The 14,273-nt window shown below is 37.4% G+C and carries 16 protein-coding genes and 1 pseudogene; 8 read left to right on the top strand and 9 right to left on the bottom strand.

What is annotated here, in order from left to right; translation table 11 throughout:
* Nucleotides 1–50 precede the first annotated feature (50 nt).
* Nucleotides 51–938 (bottom strand): cation diffusion facilitator family transporter, encoded by an 888-nt coding sequence (locus JOD18_RS08290; RefSeq protein WP_204668558.1) that lies wholly within the window; start codon nucleotides 936–938, stop codon nucleotides 51–53.
* 213 nt (nucleotides 939–1,151) lie between these two features.
* Here JOD18_RS08290 and JOD18_RS08295 point away from each other — a divergent pair, with 213 nt between their 5' ends.
* Together JOD18_RS08295 and JOD18_RS08300 are read left to right on the top strand one after the other, a co-directional pair.
* On the top strand, nucleotides 1,152–1,961 hold the full coding sequence (locus JOD18_RS08295; protein ID WP_204668486.1) for a TSUP family transporter: 810 nt from the start codon (nucleotides 1,152–1,154) through the stop codon (nucleotides 1,959–1,961).
* 458 nt (nucleotides 1,962–2,419) lie between these two features.
* The gene (locus JOD18_RS08300) at nucleotides 2,420–3,769 is read left to right on the top strand and encodes a sodium-dependent transporter (protein ID WP_204668487.1); all 1,350 of its coding nucleotides are present in this window, start codon (nucleotides 2,420–2,422) and stop codon (nucleotides 3,767–3,769) included.
* 59 nt (nucleotides 3,770–3,828) lie between these two features.
* Here the strand turns inward: JOD18_RS08300 and JOD18_RS08305 are convergent.
* From JOD18_RS08305 to lexA, 3 genes and pseudogenes are all read right to left on the bottom strand, one after another.
* A pseudogene (locus tag JOD18_RS08305) lies at nucleotides 3,829–4,181 on the bottom strand (IS30 family transposase); the annotation flags it as partial.
* An 88-nt stretch (nucleotides 4,182–4,269) separates the two neighbouring features.
* Nucleotides 4,270–4,629 carry a hypothetical protein gene (locus tag JOD18_RS08310; RefSeq protein WP_204668488.1) on the bottom strand — a complete coding sequence of 120 codons (360 nt, stop codon included), beginning with the start codon at nucleotides 4,627–4,629 and terminating at the stop codon, nucleotides 4,270–4,272.
* Between the two features lie 208 nt (nucleotides 4,630–4,837).
* Nucleotides 4,838–5,458: a transcriptional repressor LexA gene (lexA, locus tag JOD18_RS08315; RefSeq protein WP_204668489.1), complete on the bottom strand. Its 621-nt coding sequence runs from the start codon at nucleotides 5,456–5,458 to the stop codon at nucleotides 4,838–4,840.
* A gap of 255 nt (nucleotides 5,459–5,713) precedes the next feature.
* Here lexA and JOD18_RS08320 point away from each other — a divergent pair, with 255 nt between their 5' ends.
* The 4 genes from JOD18_RS08320 (at nucleotide 5,714) to JOD18_RS08335 (ending at nucleotide 9,547) form a co-directional block, all read left to right on the top strand.
* Nucleotides 5,714–6,376, top strand: a complete 663-nt coding sequence (locus tag JOD18_RS08320; RefSeq protein ID WP_204668560.1) for a YneB family resolvase-like protein — start codon at nucleotides 5,714–5,716, stop codon at nucleotides 6,374–6,376.
* 202 nt (nucleotides 6,377–6,578) lie between these two features.
* Nucleotides 6,579–6,806, top strand: a complete 228-nt coding sequence (locus tag JOD18_RS08325) for a DUF896 domain-containing protein (protein WP_204668490.1) — start codon at nucleotides 6,579–6,581, stop codon at nucleotides 6,804–6,806.
* 270 nt (nucleotides 6,807–7,076) lie between these two features.
* On the top strand, nucleotides 7,077–9,077 hold the full coding sequence (tkt, locus tag JOD18_RS08330; protein WP_204668491.1) for a transketolase: 2,001 nt from the start codon (nucleotides 7,077–7,079) through the stop codon (nucleotides 9,075–9,077).
* A 245-nt stretch (nucleotides 9,078–9,322) separates the two neighbouring features.
* The gene (locus JOD18_RS08335) at nucleotides 9,323–9,547 is read left to right on the top strand and encodes a YneF family protein (RefSeq protein ID WP_204668492.1); all 225 of its coding nucleotides are present in this window, start codon (nucleotides 9,323–9,325) and stop codon (nucleotides 9,545–9,547) included.
* Nucleotides 9,548–10,065: 518 nt separating this feature from the next.
* On the opposite strand, the gene JOD18_RS24975 is transcribed toward JOD18_RS08335, so the two are convergent.
* The 4 genes from JOD18_RS24975 to JOD18_RS08350 are packed head-to-tail and all read right to left on the bottom strand — an operon-like array spanning nucleotide 10,066 to nucleotide 11,026.
* Nucleotides 10,066–10,284 carry a transposase gene (locus JOD18_RS24975; RefSeq protein WP_204668561.1) on the bottom strand — a complete coding sequence of 73 codons (219 nt, stop codon included), beginning with the start codon at nucleotides 10,282–10,284 and terminating at the stop codon, nucleotides 10,066–10,068.
* Complete coding sequence (locus tag JOD18_RS24980) at nucleotides 10,281–10,379, bottom strand: hypothetical protein (RefSeq protein WP_420827790.1); 99 nt, start codon at nucleotides 10,377–10,379, stop codon at nucleotides 10,281–10,283. The genes JOD18_RS24975 and JOD18_RS24980 overlap by 4 nt, the downstream gene beginning before the upstream one ends.
* Entirely contained in the window at nucleotides 10,357–10,791 is a 435-nt protein-coding gene (locus JOD18_RS24215; protein WP_239587999.1) for a hypothetical protein, read from the bottom strand. The genes JOD18_RS24980 and JOD18_RS24215 overlap by 23 nt, the downstream gene beginning before the upstream one ends.
* Nucleotides 10,769–11,026: a hypothetical protein gene (locus JOD18_RS08350; RefSeq protein ID WP_204668494.1), complete on the bottom strand. Its 258-nt coding sequence runs from the start codon at nucleotides 11,024–11,026 to the stop codon at nucleotides 10,769–10,771. Before JOD18_RS08350 ends, JOD18_RS24215 begins: the two co-directional genes overlap by 23 nt.
* A 450-nt stretch (nucleotides 11,027–11,476) precedes the next feature.
* Between JOD18_RS08350 and JOD18_RS08355 the strand changes: the two genes are divergently transcribed.
* Nucleotides 11,477–12,181 carry a cytochrome c biogenesis CcdA family protein gene (locus JOD18_RS08355; protein WP_204668495.1) on the top strand — a complete coding sequence of 235 codons (705 nt, stop codon included), beginning with the start codon at nucleotides 11,477–11,479 and terminating at the stop codon, nucleotides 12,179–12,181.
* Nucleotides 12,182–12,328: 147 nt separating this feature from the next.
* Here JOD18_RS08355 and JOD18_RS08360 read toward each other — a convergent pair whose 3' ends face one another.
* On the bottom strand, nucleotides 12,329–12,751 hold the full coding sequence (locus JOD18_RS08360; RefSeq protein ID WP_420827789.1) for a DUF2621 family protein: 423 nt from the start codon (nucleotides 12,749–12,751) through the stop codon (nucleotides 12,329–12,331).
* Between the two features lie 302 nt (nucleotides 12,752–13,053).
* Here JOD18_RS08360 and JOD18_RS08365 point away from each other — a divergent pair, with 302 nt between their 5' ends.
* On the top strand, nucleotides 13,054–14,154 hold the full coding sequence (locus JOD18_RS08365; protein WP_239588000.1) for an ATP-binding protein: 1,101 nt from the start codon (nucleotides 13,054–13,056) through the stop codon (nucleotides 14,152–14,154).
* The last annotated feature ends 119 nt before the right edge of the window (nucleotides 14,155–14,273 follow it).

Genomic DNA, 14,273 nt, shown 5'->3' on the forward strand with positions numbered 1-14,273 from the left:
ATCATTAATAAGTATATCTCGTCATGCTTATATCCTGCAGTAAATATGGACTAAGATTGCATGTTTATATATCCCTTCAATTCCTGTTCAGGTTCGACGTGGATAGAAATATGAGCTTGTTCAAAGGATTGAGTAATCTGTTTTTCGATTCGGTCACACAGATCGTGGATAATGTCAATCGTCTCACTTGAACGGACGACCATATGAAATTCAATATATTCTGTTGCGCCAGCACGCCTTGTCTTTAAATCATGAATTTCTAAGTATTCTTCCTTATATTGTTCGATTATTTGCATGATTTGCTCTTCTTCTGTTTTACTAAGCTTGGCATCCAAAAGAGGAGGAAAGGCTTCCTTCATTAACTTAACTGCCTCGAACATAATATAAATTGCCAAGATAATACCGATCAAAGGGTCTAAGAAATACCATTCAGTTAGGTAAACCAATAACAAGCCTCCCGCAACACCCAGTGATGTATAGACATCTGTAAGCAGGTGGAAGGCGTTCGATTTCATAGCTATTGAACGAACACGTTCAGCTTCTTTCTTCACGATTCTTGATACGACAAAGTTCAGAATCGCCCCTACAACCATCACAGCTACAGCCAAGAAGGGCAGTTTAATAGGTTCAGGTGAGATTAATTTGTGGATACATTCATAGATAATCCAGACCCCTGCTACAAAAATAAGTAATGTCTCTATGGTTCCAGAAATATTTTCAACTTTTCCATGACCATAAGGATGTTCTTTGTCAGCGGGCTTACTGGAAATTCGGACAGATACAAAGGCGATTAAGGAGGCCAATAAATCCAGTGAAGAATGAATGGCTTCTGAAATAACAGCAATAGAGCCTGTGAAGAGGCCTACAATAAATTTCAAGATAACTACGAAAGAATTGCTTAATACAGAAAGAAAAGCAATATGTGAAGTTTTTTTCATCATTGATTTCCCCATCTCTTTTTTTACTAGGGTATTAGTATAACAAATGGCTCTGGAGTGGGTCTACAGCAATCTTTTGGGAGGTTTAAAACAATATATCAGACTTGAAAAAAAGTTGGCTAAGGTGAAAGTTTGCACTCGGCAAATGATATTGCGAGAATTGGATAGTTATGCTAATTTAAATAGGTTACTACCTAACAAAGAAAGGAGTGGGTGAAGATAGATGTTTCGTTATTATTATTTTCTGGGATTGGTATTTTAATCGGTGTTTTATCTAGTATGTTTGGGTTTGGCGGTGGATTTATTGTCGTTCCTATTTTATTCCTTTTCTTGCCCGATTCCATACCCGGTGATTACTTAATGCATACCGCTATTGGAACGTCACTGGCGGTTATGATCATTAACTCATTTAACTCTACATTAAACCATGCTAAACAAGGGAATGTATTGTGGCCTGTTTTTAAGAAGTTTGTAGGATACATAGCGATCGGATCATTGATTGGCGGGATTTTAGCCTATTTTGTAGATAGCAATTTGTTACGCATAGCTTTCATTAGTATGCTTTCTTATGTGATTATATCCAGCTTATTCAAGAAAACTTTTACCAAAACTGTAGATGAAGCTTCATTTCAGCTTCCTTCTATATCGTCAAGTATAGCTGTCGGGAGCAGTATTGGTTTTATTTCGACCATGATGGGTATCGGAGGTAGTGTGATGACGATCCCATATTTGCGAGGACGCAATATGTCTATGCTGCATGCTGTAGCACTTGCGACCCCTTTGGGACTTCCCATCGCAACTGTTGGTGCGGTCACCTATCTTATAACAGGGCTGCAAGTCGAAGCAATGCCGGCTTCAACGATCGGGTTTATTTATATTCCAGCTTTTTTTGGGTTTATTATCGGTGGCTTTATCGGGGTTCCCTTTGGACGCAAGTGGGCAGAGAAAATACCTGATCAGATATATTCCAAAATGTATTTAATCTTATTGTTTATTGTCGTAGTCATGATGATTCTCGGGTAAGATGCCATCTTTTTATAGCAATGAGATATCTTAGAAATAAAAACAAGCAGCTGTTCGTTGATTTGTCTTAGGGGGAGTCGTAAAAAGTTTACATTCTTTTAGAGATAAAAAATAATTGCCACAACAAAATATACGAGTATACCTAATAAGAAAGGAATAAGAATTTTTTTCACGGCGAGAAACCACCTATACTAGTGGAATGAATGTTGAGATAAAGTTCATATTAAATAAATAAGTGAAAATTTCCAACAACAATTTACAATTAGGATAATTGATATTGATTGAAATGTAAAGAATTTGGATATTGTCTGTTTTGAGCCTTAATATCTGGCTCATACTTTCAAGCAACTCCATTATGTTATACTATACGGGCTGGCTCTCATCATTTAACACCCCTGGCGAGTTGAAAGATACCAATGCAAGGAAGTTTCACTTTACAAAGAGAAAGGATTTTCAGAATGAATGATAAAAGAGAACACTGGGGTACGAAAATAGGCTTTATTTTATCTTCTGCAGGAGCTGCCGTAGGTTTGGGGGCAATTTGGAAGTTTCCGTATATGACAGGGATGAATGGCGGAGGTGCCTTTTTCTTTCTATTTATCCTCTTTACGGTCTTAATTGGTTTACCTCTGTTAATTGCAGAATTTATTATTGGCCGTGGTGCGCAAAAAGAAGCCGTCAGTGCTTATCAGAAATTAGCACCTAAGAGTTTGTGGTCTTATATTGGACATTGGGGTGTGGTTGGAGCGTTTATCTTAATGTCTTTTTACAGTGTTGTAGGAGGATGGGTACTGATATATAGTATAATGTCAGTGCCAGGATTAGTTATTACCGATAATGCCGACTATGGCCAGCTGTTTGCGGAAATTACCAGCAGTCCTTTACTGACAGTTGCCGGTTTAGCACTGTTCGTTTCGCTTAATGCACTTGTTATTTCAGCAGGAGTAAAAAATGGAATAGAACGTTATAGCAAGGTATTAATGCCTTTATTATTTATCTTTTTAATAGTTATTGTATGTCGATCACTTACTTTTGAAGGGGCAATGGAAGGCCTGCGCTTCTTTTTACAGCCGGATTTCTCCAAGCTGAATGGGGATAACACACTCAATGCATTAGGTCATGCCTTCTTTTCCTTAGCGGTAGGTATTTCGGTTATGGTAACTTACAGCTCCTATCTACAAAAGGACGCTAGCCTAGGAAAGTCGGCGATTTCTGTATCCCTGATGAATATTTTTGTCTCATTTTTGGCAGGGCTGGCGATATTTCCGGTCGTGTTCGCATTTGATTTGGAGCCGACAGAAGGACCAAGTTTGCTGTTTATTGTATTACCAGAGGCGTTTGCACAAATGCCATTCGGTGAAGTTTTCTTAAGTTTATTTTTGTTTTTATTTTTATTTGCTGTATTGACCTCATCATTCAGCATGTTGGAAATTGTCACATCTGCTGTGACAGAAAAAGTGCGTTATTCACGCAAAACTGTAGCTTGGTTGGCGGGACTGATTGTTTTTATTGCAGGGATTCCAGCAGCATTGTCTTCCAATGTTTTAGCTGATTTCACACTATTCCGCCGAACTGTTTTTGATGTCAGTGATTTTTTGGTAAGTAATATTATGCTTCCAATGGGCTGTTTATTTATCGCTCTGTTTGTAGGATTTAGGATGAATCGCGACTTAGTATATCAAGAATTTCATTTAGGCAGTAAAGTAAGTGATATCGTTTATAAGTTCTGGTTTCAGATCATACGCTGGCTGGCACCGCTTATTATCATCCTTGTCTTTTTATACTCTTTAGGTATTTTGTATGATTAAGACGAATCACCTCTCTGCTGATAATGGAAGGCAGGAGGTGATTTGTTTATGACGGTTTGTCAAATTAAGTGCAACAGTTCCTCCTGAAACGCTTCGTGTGTCGTTTTCCAATTCAAGCATTTTCTTGGTCGATTGTTAATAAAAGATAGAGCTTGTTCTAATTCATCATTAGAAACGTTGGCTAAATCCGTTTTCTTCGGGAAGCACTCTCTTAAAAGGCCATTCGCATTTTCATTACTGCCACGTTGCCTGGAGGAATAAGGATCCGCAAAATACACTTGGATGCCGGTATCTTGTTCAATGATCCGATAACAAGCGAATTCTTTGCTATGTCTACGGTGGCTGTCTGAAATGCACCAGTGGGCAATCGTTTATGTAGCGTTTTAATCGCGTATTCCATGAAGTCAGACGAGGCTTAAAATAAGTCAAAAGGAATTTTCGGTTTATATAATAAATGGAAACGAGTAATTACATAAGTTATAGGTTAATGGGCTAAGGCATTATGGAATAATTCCCTCAATATTGAATTCCTTCAGTACCTCTACACCGCCGATTAGTTGAATAATGGAGCCAATTGTCTGGATAGTATCGCCTGAAATCGCTTGTTTTTGGAACAAATAATCATAAAACTCATGAGCATTTTGCACTTGTTTTGACACCGAGTCTGCCTCGATGAATTTTCCGAATGTTTCTATCCAAACTCCTTCTACAATCTTCCATTCACCTGGCGATTCTCCTTGTAATTTATATAATCGAGTTAACAAGATTGCTTCTGTTAATGTGGTGATGAAATGGGACCATTGGACAATTTCTAATTGTTTTTCAATTGTTTGTATTTCTTCCTCATTGGATTTCTTCATCTTTCCATACCCTTATTTCCGATATAAAGCTGTCTTCTCTGATAGTCTATGCGTTTTTTAGAAACAATGTTCACTCCAGCCACAACAAAAGCGTTGGGCGCTTGGAGCTGGACGCGGCTACTTTAGGTATCCACAAGCAAGAATTCTATCATTTCCAACCAATAAAAAAACATCTTACTTAGAGATATAAGTAAGATGTTTGGAAAAGTTAGATATGGCGGTATAAGCCGATGACTTTTCCAAGGATAGTGACACTTTCATAAATTAATGGCTCCATTGTGGCGTTTTCAGGCTGTAAACGGATATGATCGTTTTCTTTAAAAAATCGTTTGACCGTTGCTTCGGTATCTTCAGTCATAGCCACTACAATATCACCATTCTCAGCCGTATGCTGTTGTTTGACAATTACCTTATCACCATCCAGAATACCAGCTTCGATCATGCTTTCTCCTTCAATAATCAATACAAACAAAGGATCATCTGCCTGGGCTGTATTTTGAGGAATGGGAATATACTCTTCAATATTTTCGACAGCGGTGATAGGTATACCTGCTGTTACCTTACCTATTACTGGAGCAAAGGTAGGCTCTATTTTTGGTACACTCCATTCCTCTTCTTGTGATAATACCTCTATTGCTCTTGGCTTCGTTGGGTCTCGTCTAATATACCCTTTCTTTTCTAAACGGGCTAGATGACCATGAACAGTAGAACTTGAAGCAAGACCTACCGCTTCCCCGATTTCTCTAACGGAAGGAGGGTAACCTTTTAAACCAACCTGCTCTTTAATATAAGCCAGGATATCTTCTTGACGTCTGGATAGGTTTGTCATATCTATTACTCCTTACACGTAATATTTATTAAATAGAGTATAACACAGGTAAGAAATATTTACAAACATTCGTTCGAAAAAATGTTGACATGAACATCTGTTCGTGTATAATATAATTACGAACAAAAGTTCTGTGGAGGCGATTAAATGTTGAAAAATATAACCAAAGTAGATGTCTTTTATTTTATTGTTTTTGTTGCAGCATTAGTCATTTTTTATCTATCTGCGGTAAATAACATTTAAGTGGGATAAATGATGAGAAGAGCTATTATTTATTGTCGTGTCAGCACGGAAAAAGAAACACAAGAGACATCTATCAAACGTCAAAGAGAAGAATTAGAACGTTTTGCCAAACAGCAGCGATTGGAAATATATCGAATCATTGAAGAGAGGCAAAGTGGATTTGATATGGAAAGAGAAGGCATCTTTGAGATGTTGGAGGCATTCCAGAATCAACAGGCAGATGTTCTGTTGGTACAAGATGAAACCAGACTTGGAAGAGGGAATACCAAGATAGCTTTACTGCATCAATTGAGTAAATGGGATATAGATATTTATACTTTGTCGCACAATGGGGAACTCCAGCTTTCGGAAGGCGATTCTATGGTGCTACAGATCATTTCGATTGTAGAAGAATACCAGCGAAAACTTCACAACGCGAAAATAAAGCGTGGAATGCGTAAAGCTGTCCAAAATGGCTTTGATCCAGCCAGAAATTTAAGTAATCAAGATCAGGCAAGAGGGAGAGAGCGTAAAGAATTTCCGATTCAGGAAGTAGTGCGTTTAAAGGAGAACCATTTAACATTTCGAGAGATAGCTTCTGTATTACAAGGAATGGGCTATGATGTTTCTAAGGCAACTGTCCATCGGCGTTATCAGGAATTCCAATCACTTGAAAAAAAGGGTTATCAAGATTAAAATGAGGGGAAGAGGCGATTGCTTTTTCTCCTCTAAATTTTTGGAAGATTACTCTCGATGTGAAAAGAAGTCAAAAGTCAAATATTATAATAAGAAATGGGAATAATAAATAGAAGTACATGTTCAAAGGTCGGTAAAGCTGTGACGTTTATAATGGGCTTAAAACACCCTAGAACAGGTCTGAGTGAAAGGATGTTATACCATGTTATCAAAAGAAGAAATTGCCCGTATTAATGTATTAGCCAATAAAGCAAAGAATGAAGGTTTAACAGAAGCTGAGAAAGAGGAGCAAGCGCGATTACGTCAAGCATATCTGAAGAATGTAAGAACGTCATTTAAGAACCATATGAAGGGGATGACAGTTGTCGATCCCAACGGAAATGATGTCACGCCAGAAAAGTTAAAAAAATTTCAACGAGAAAATAAGTAATCCAGTAGGACAACTGCGTCAGTGTATCAACAGCAAAAGCTTCAAAAATGGACGTAGTTTTTCTATGGCATAAGGAGATCAAACCTCTTCTGTTTGATCTCCTTCATAACAACGTTTGAAAATGAGCACTATTATCTGATTTATCGTGGCAGAATGATTAAAAATACTGATAATTCTGAAGAAAATAGATAGATTTACTTGTCAAGCGAATCATTTCGTTATAGGATTATAGATGTGCGTACATATTTGGATATTGAAAGGGGAAAAATAATGTCAAACCAAACAGAACAATTGTCTATTAATACAATTAGAACATTGTCGATAGATGCAATTGAAAAAGCAAATTCTGGTCATCCAGGACTTCCAATGGGTGCCGCTCCAATGGCGTATACGCTTTGGACAGAACACATGAACATTAACCCAAAAAGCTCAAAATGGTTCAATAGAGATCGTTTTGTCCTTTCTGCTGGTCATGGTTCTATGTTATTGTACAGTCTATTACATCTATCTGGTTTTGATGTAACAATTGATGATTTGAAAAACTTCCGTCAATGGGACTCCAAAACACCAGGCCACCCAGAAGTGCATCATACAGATGGTGTAGAAGCAACTACTGGTCCATTAGGTCAAGGTATAGCCATGAGTGTTGGAATGGCGATGGCCGAAAAACACTTAGCAGGTAAATATAATCAAGATAACTATTCGGTAGTAGATCACTATACATTTGCTCTAGTTAGTGATGGAGATTTAATGGAAGGTATTTCTCATGAGGCATCTTCTTTAGCTGGTCATCTCCAGTTAGGCAAACTGATTGCTTTATACGACTCCAATGATATTTCCCTTGATGGTGAATTAAACAAATCATTCTCAGAGAATGTGGCTCAGCGTTATCAAGCTTACGGCTGGCAAGTGCTTCGTGTAGAAGATGGTAATGATACACAAGCTATTTCTAAAGCAATTGAAGAAGCAAAAGCCAATACAGATCAGCCAACACTTATAGAGGTAAAAACAGTGATCGGTTATGGTTCCCCAAATAAAGCTGGCTCTGCTGCCTCACACGGTGCAGCTCTAGGTGCTGACGAAGTGAAGCTTACTAAAGAATTTTATAAATGGAACCACGAACCTTTCAATGTACCGGAGGAAGTATACCAAGATTTCCATTCCAAGATTGTAGAAAACGGTCAAGCGAAAGAACAAGAATGGAACGATTTGTTTAAGGCATATAAAGAAGCATATCCAGAACTTGGACAAGAATTGGAACGTGCTATTCATAATGAATTACCACAAGACTGGGATAAAAATCTGCCAGTTTATGAAGCAGGTAAAGATTCTGCAGCTACTCGTGCAACCTCTGGTGAAGTATTGAACGCGATCGCCAAAACAGTACCAAATCTATTTGGCGGCAGTGCCGACTTAGCGGGTTCTAATAAGACAACATTAGAAGCGGATGAAGACTTTTCAGCAGCTAATTCAGCTGGTCGTAATATTTGGTTTGGTGTACGTGAATTTGCTATGGCTGCAGCCTTAAATGGTATGGCATTACATGGTGGATTAAAAGTATTTGGCGGAACGTTCTTTGTCTTTAGTGACTATTTACGTCCTGCTGTACGTCTAGCAGCTATCCAGAACTTACCAGTAACCTATGTGTTAACACATGATTCAATCGCTGTTGGGGAAGATGGTCCAACCCATGAGCCAATCGAACAGTTAGCAGCTTTCCGCGCAATGCCGAATCTATCTGTTATTCGTCCAGCTGACGGTAACGAGGTTCAAGCTGCATGGCGTTTAGCTGTTGAATCAACTGATCAGCCGACAGCACTTGTATTAACACGACAAGGTTTACCAACACTTCCAGGAACTGCAGAAAATGCATATGAAGGTGTGAAAAAAGGTGGATATGTAGTAAGTCCAGCTACAAAAGAAACGCCAGATGCAATTCTTGTAGCTACTGGTTCTGAGGTTCAATTGGCTGTGAAGGCTCAAGCTCAGTTGAAAGAAGAAGGTAAAGACGTAAGTGTTGTAAGCATTCCATCATGGGATCGCTTTGATGCACAGGATGCAGCCTACAAAGAATCAGTATTACCGAAAGCAATAACAAAACGTGTCGGTATTGAAATGGCTGCTTCTCTTGGCTGGGAACGTTATGTAGGAATCGATGGGAAAGTCATTGCAATTGACCGCTATGGTGCCTCTGCAAATGGTAATCGAATCATTGAAGAATATGGCTTTACTGTGGAAAACGTTGTGAAGCATGTAAATGAATTATTTTAAATAATGAATTGGACGGGGACAATCTCCTCGTCCAATTTTTCCGAGTATAGAAATGCCCTAGTTTAATGACGGAAACGTTTGTTCTATTTGAATCAAAACAGCCCAAAAGCTACTTCATTTGGGGACAAGCTGCAAAATAGGGAGAGCCCGCAGAAGCATTTTGTTTTATCTTACATAATAAGCGCTTGTATTATAGGGCCGTTTTTACTATACTGTATAAGAGATAGATTGAAGGAGGAACAGGAATGAGCACTTTTCTTTGGATTATACTGATCGTTGTTGCTCTTCTAGCGGGTGTTGCGCTAGGTTTCTTTATTGCGAGAAAGTATATGATGAACTATTTAAAGAAGAACCCGCCTATTAATGAACAAATGCTTCGTACATTAATGATGCAAATGGGTCAAAAACCGAGTCAGAAGAAGATTAAGCAAATGATGCGTGCAATGAATAACCAAATGGATAATAAGTAAACCTTGTTATAATAGTTACTTTATAGAAGGATTAATGCTTATTTTGTTATGCTAAATCATAGGTATTAAATAGAATCTGACAAGATAAAAATCACCGTTTTTTTCAAATGTTGAAAAGAACGGTGATTTTTTTAAAAGATAAGCGTACAATGTCAAATACTTTTTTAAAGTTTTGGATAACTCTAATACACCTACCGTAAATAAATTTTTTTACAAGTAGCATTTAACCAAGTTTATATATGAAACAGGCCTCCGTTTCTTTCTCTGCATGGATGCATTCTGACATAGAGTACAAATTAGAATTAACGTACTGATTCGCATTTACAGAACGAGTGGGATATGGCTTATCTGCGAGGTCTGTGCCTCATGAAAGTTGGATTCGATCTCCACTCGAACCAAAAGAAGGTTGCCTGTTATGATGTCACATACGCTAAACTGCTAAAGGTTGTGAAAGTTTTTTGATGATTTCCTGTTCTTAATTAAAATCAGGAGGATGCCAATAAAAAGGTTGCTGATTTTTAATCATTGCAAGTGCAATTTTTATAAATTTGTTTCCCATGGCAATATAGATTTTTCGTGCCTTTTTCCTTTAATCTTGTATAAAAGGGCTTCAAAGCTTCATTATGTGTAGATAGACAACGGCCAGTGGTATAGATAGCTCTTCTTAGATTGGTGTTTCCCTGCTTGGAAATACATCCAAAGTAACCACCATCTATTCCGGATTGTTTGATGATCAGATTTGTTCCGGCTTTTTAATAAGTTGACTGGCGCTATGATAATGGGAGAGATCACCCATTTCACAAAAAATCTCAGCCGCAGTAATAAGTCCAATACTGGGGACGGTGAGTAAAAGAAATCCCTCTGTTTGATGGAAGAGGGATTTCTTTGTTATATAATGCAATATTTTGCTTGTGCCAATCATAGGCCTTTAGCTTTTGCTTTAATAGAAATAGCTCACGAGATAGTTGTTCTAAAGGCTTAGAAACACTCTCTTTCGCTGCAAAAAGCAGCTTTTCAATTGCTGTCTTCCTCATTTTCAGGTTGTGTTCTTTAGAGAGCTTTCTTAATCCAATCTCGCCTAATTCAAGAATATGGGTAGTGTGTGAGTAGTGTTTTAGTAGGTGAAGGCTTGCCTTCCCCCAAAAATCACTAAAAATCTTTGTTGATTTGACTTTATTATCAACCAGTACGCTAACCTCCTGATATTCACGCCAAATTTGGTCATGGATACCGCGAAGTTCCATTTTTTGATGCGGGAGCGCTTATGATCTCACTTCGTCTGGCCCTTGTTAAGTTTTGAAGTTGTTTATAAACGCCGGAAGCAAGTTTTGAATTTGTCGTTTTGTTGCCTATCAAGGCTTCAGCAATAAGCTTTGAAACATCAATAGGAACTAGCAATACTTTTTCTAAATCAGCACCTTTCAGTTCTTTTGCGAATTGACTTCTTTTTAATCCTTGTTTACCATTAAGTAGTCTCATTGACTATGACCTCCTTTGGATTGGTGGATGATTGAGTAAACTTGGTTAAGTATTTCAATCGTAGCATAGTCAATGGGACTTTTTGTGTATGAACTAATTATTTCATACAAGGTATATCCAATACCAGCTATTATTAGTTATTTCAGAAATAACCTTTGTAGAAGATATGGAGAGCAAGGCAATCGCTGCGGCCGCCCGTTTCGCTTTCTCGCAGCGGACATCTAGCATGGCTAAAAGGTAGTTGTAAATGGCAGTGGATTCTTGTAAGTTCCTCTTGCTTGATAGTGTATAGAAAGATCGCAGTATGTTAAACTTGATCATAAGTTCTAAACATTTTGTAATTATTGTAACATAATTGTCGATTTCATTTCCTTGCTTATTTATATGTAGGATCTTATGATAGGTTATAATGAGTACAGCAGAAGATCTTAATTGTTTGGAGTGACCAATTTGACAGAAGTAAATGTTTTTTTAGCATTTGGAGCAGGTTTTTTATCGTTTATTTCACCATGTGTACTGCCATTGTACCCAGCATTTTTGTCTTATATTACGGGAATGAGTGTAAGTGACATTAAAGAAGAGAACGCCATGTTCAATTATAAGAGTATGTTACATACTTTTTTCTTTTTATTGGGCTTCTCAAGTATCTTTGTCATATTAGGTTTTGCAACCAGTTTTATCGGTCAGTTTTTAATGGAATGGGATAATCTTATCCGTCAAATTGGGGCTATCCTGATCGTTTTTTTTGGCTTAGTTGTCGTGGGAGCACTCAAGTTTGATTTTTTGATGAAGGAAAGGAAAGTGCGTTTCAAGAATAAGCCGGCTGGCTTTATTGGTACCTTTATTGTCGGAATGGCATTTTCATTAGGCTGGACGCCTTGTACGGGACCGATTTTATTTGCGGTGATGTCACTAGCGGCAACGAATACCGAACAGGGGATTTTGCTGATGACTGCTTATTCACTTGGTTTTTCTATCCCGTTCTTTATTTTAGCGTTCTTTATTGGTAAAATGAAATGGATAAAGCAAAATGGACCAAAATTGGTGAAGATAGGCGGATATGTCATGATCTTTATGGGATTCTTTCTATTCTTTGATCTAATGACAAAATTAACCTCCTTTCTAGCAGGGGTTTTCAATTTTCAAGGTTTTTAAGACAGCAGTAATAAGCCCTCTTCTGACTGAAGAGGGGAGATCACAGTGAGATCAGAGAAGTACAAACATGTAAGTTCTAGCCCGTATTCTCAGATCTCCTTTTTTGTTATAGGGGTTAACAAATGAATACGCAGCCAAGAACATGACTTACTTATTACGTGTTTTGGCTGCGTATTTTTCATTCTGATAATCGTCGGGTGAGTATTGAAAGTAATTTTCATAAGCTTTAAGATCAATGTTCTTTTCTTGCAGTTTTTTTCTGAGAAATCGGTGATCACGTTTCGGTGTCGCCATGATATATCCTTGAATCAATGTATCTTGGGTAACTTTCTTTTCTTTTTTCTCTAAGGCAAGCTGTCCGATTTTACCTGCTATTTTCTGACGTGCTACATCACGAAAAAGTTCAGGCACAGGACTTACCAATTCTTCTAAAAATTCTTTCTCGGATGTTTCCCATAGGTGTTTTGTTTTTTGAAGATAATATTTTTCCCAATCAAGATCTGATTTTCCATCTTGTTTTGGCAAGCTTTTGAGAAACTTGCGAAACATGAAATAACCGCCAATAGCCATTAACCCTAAAAGGATAAAAGTCCATAAAACAATCAAAGACATAAATTGAAATGTCAAGTCTATTCACCTGCCAATCTAGTGATTAAAATGGTTCAATAAGTTTGTCCAAATAATATCATGTCATTTCCTAATGATAGGAAAAAAGGATATTTTATTTTCGTGAAAAATATAGTAATATAACAATGAATCGTAAGAATAGTCATTAATATCCATATTTCTCATATAATCTATTGAGCTGTTGATATTATAGCATGTTTATATACCTCAAGAAAATATTTTAGTTGGGAACGGAGGGGAATATTTTGCTTTATGATGAAGGTCGATTAAGGAAATCAAGAGTCCATGCAGCGGCAGGACAGGAAGATCAGCTTTCGTTAGTAACATTGCCTACATATATCATTCAGCAAATAGAGGTGCACGGTTTTGACATTATTTGCATGAACGATATGTCAGGTAAGATCGAATATATCTCTGAATCTGTACAAGGTATGTTAGGCTTTTCCAAACAGGACTTATTGGGGCGTTCGGTGTTCAGATACATAATGTTTGAGGATCAACGATTCATCCAAAGTCATTTGGATTTACATGCATTTCCCAAAGAGGGGCAGCGATACACTGTAAATATCCGTAATCAATCTGGACGGTTTATTATTTTTGATATGATATTATATGTTTTCCAATTGGAGAATAAAATCAAGATGTTGTCTATCCTGAAAAATGTTACTGATAAGAAACAGGCGGAAGAAGTATTGATCAGATCAGAAAAAATGTCAGTAGCGGGTCAATTAGCAGCAGGGATCGCCCATGAAATCAGAAACCCACTTACCTCACTAAAAGGTTTTACCCAGCTATTACAGAGTGGTATTTCAAACAAAGAAGAATACTACCAAATAATGATGGATGAAATTGATAAGATTATTGCAATTACCTCTGAACTTTTATTTATTTCAAAACCTATGACAAATGAAAGAGATGATCAAAGTGTGAATGCGATGCTTCAAGATGTGATCACCTTACTGCGTACAGAAGCTAATTTATATGATATAGATATTGTGATAGAACAGGAAGAAGATATAGTGGTGGTGTGTGACTGTTCTCAAATAAAACAGGTATTAATTAATTTGATAAAAAACGCTATCGAAGAAATGAAGGATGGAGGTTTAATTCATATCTGTGTCCAGCAGACAGAAACAGATTGTATCATTTCGATCCGAGATCAGGGGCAAGGGATCCCTAGTCATTTAATTGATAAATTAAAAGAACCCTTTTTTACTACAAAAAAACAAGGAACAGGTTTGGGATTAATGATCTGTCAGCAAATAATGGATAATCACAATGGAAAAATCGAAATAGAATCCACTGCCGGTGAAGGAAGTACTTTCCATATTTATTTGCCATTATAGAGGTTGTTTATAAATCTGACAAACACGCTGTACCAAATTTCTGCGGCGAAATTGGAAATGAAGGAACCTTCATCCGTAATGTATGGCAACTGGGGATGTCAGCGCTTACTGAGAAAGCT

The sequence above is a fragment of the Gracilibacillus alcaliphilus genome, from assembly GCF_016909015.1.
In the GTDB taxonomy this organism is placed as follows: domain Bacteria; phylum Bacillota; class Bacilli; order Bacillales; family Amphibacillaceae; genus Gracilibacillus; species Gracilibacillus alcaliphilus.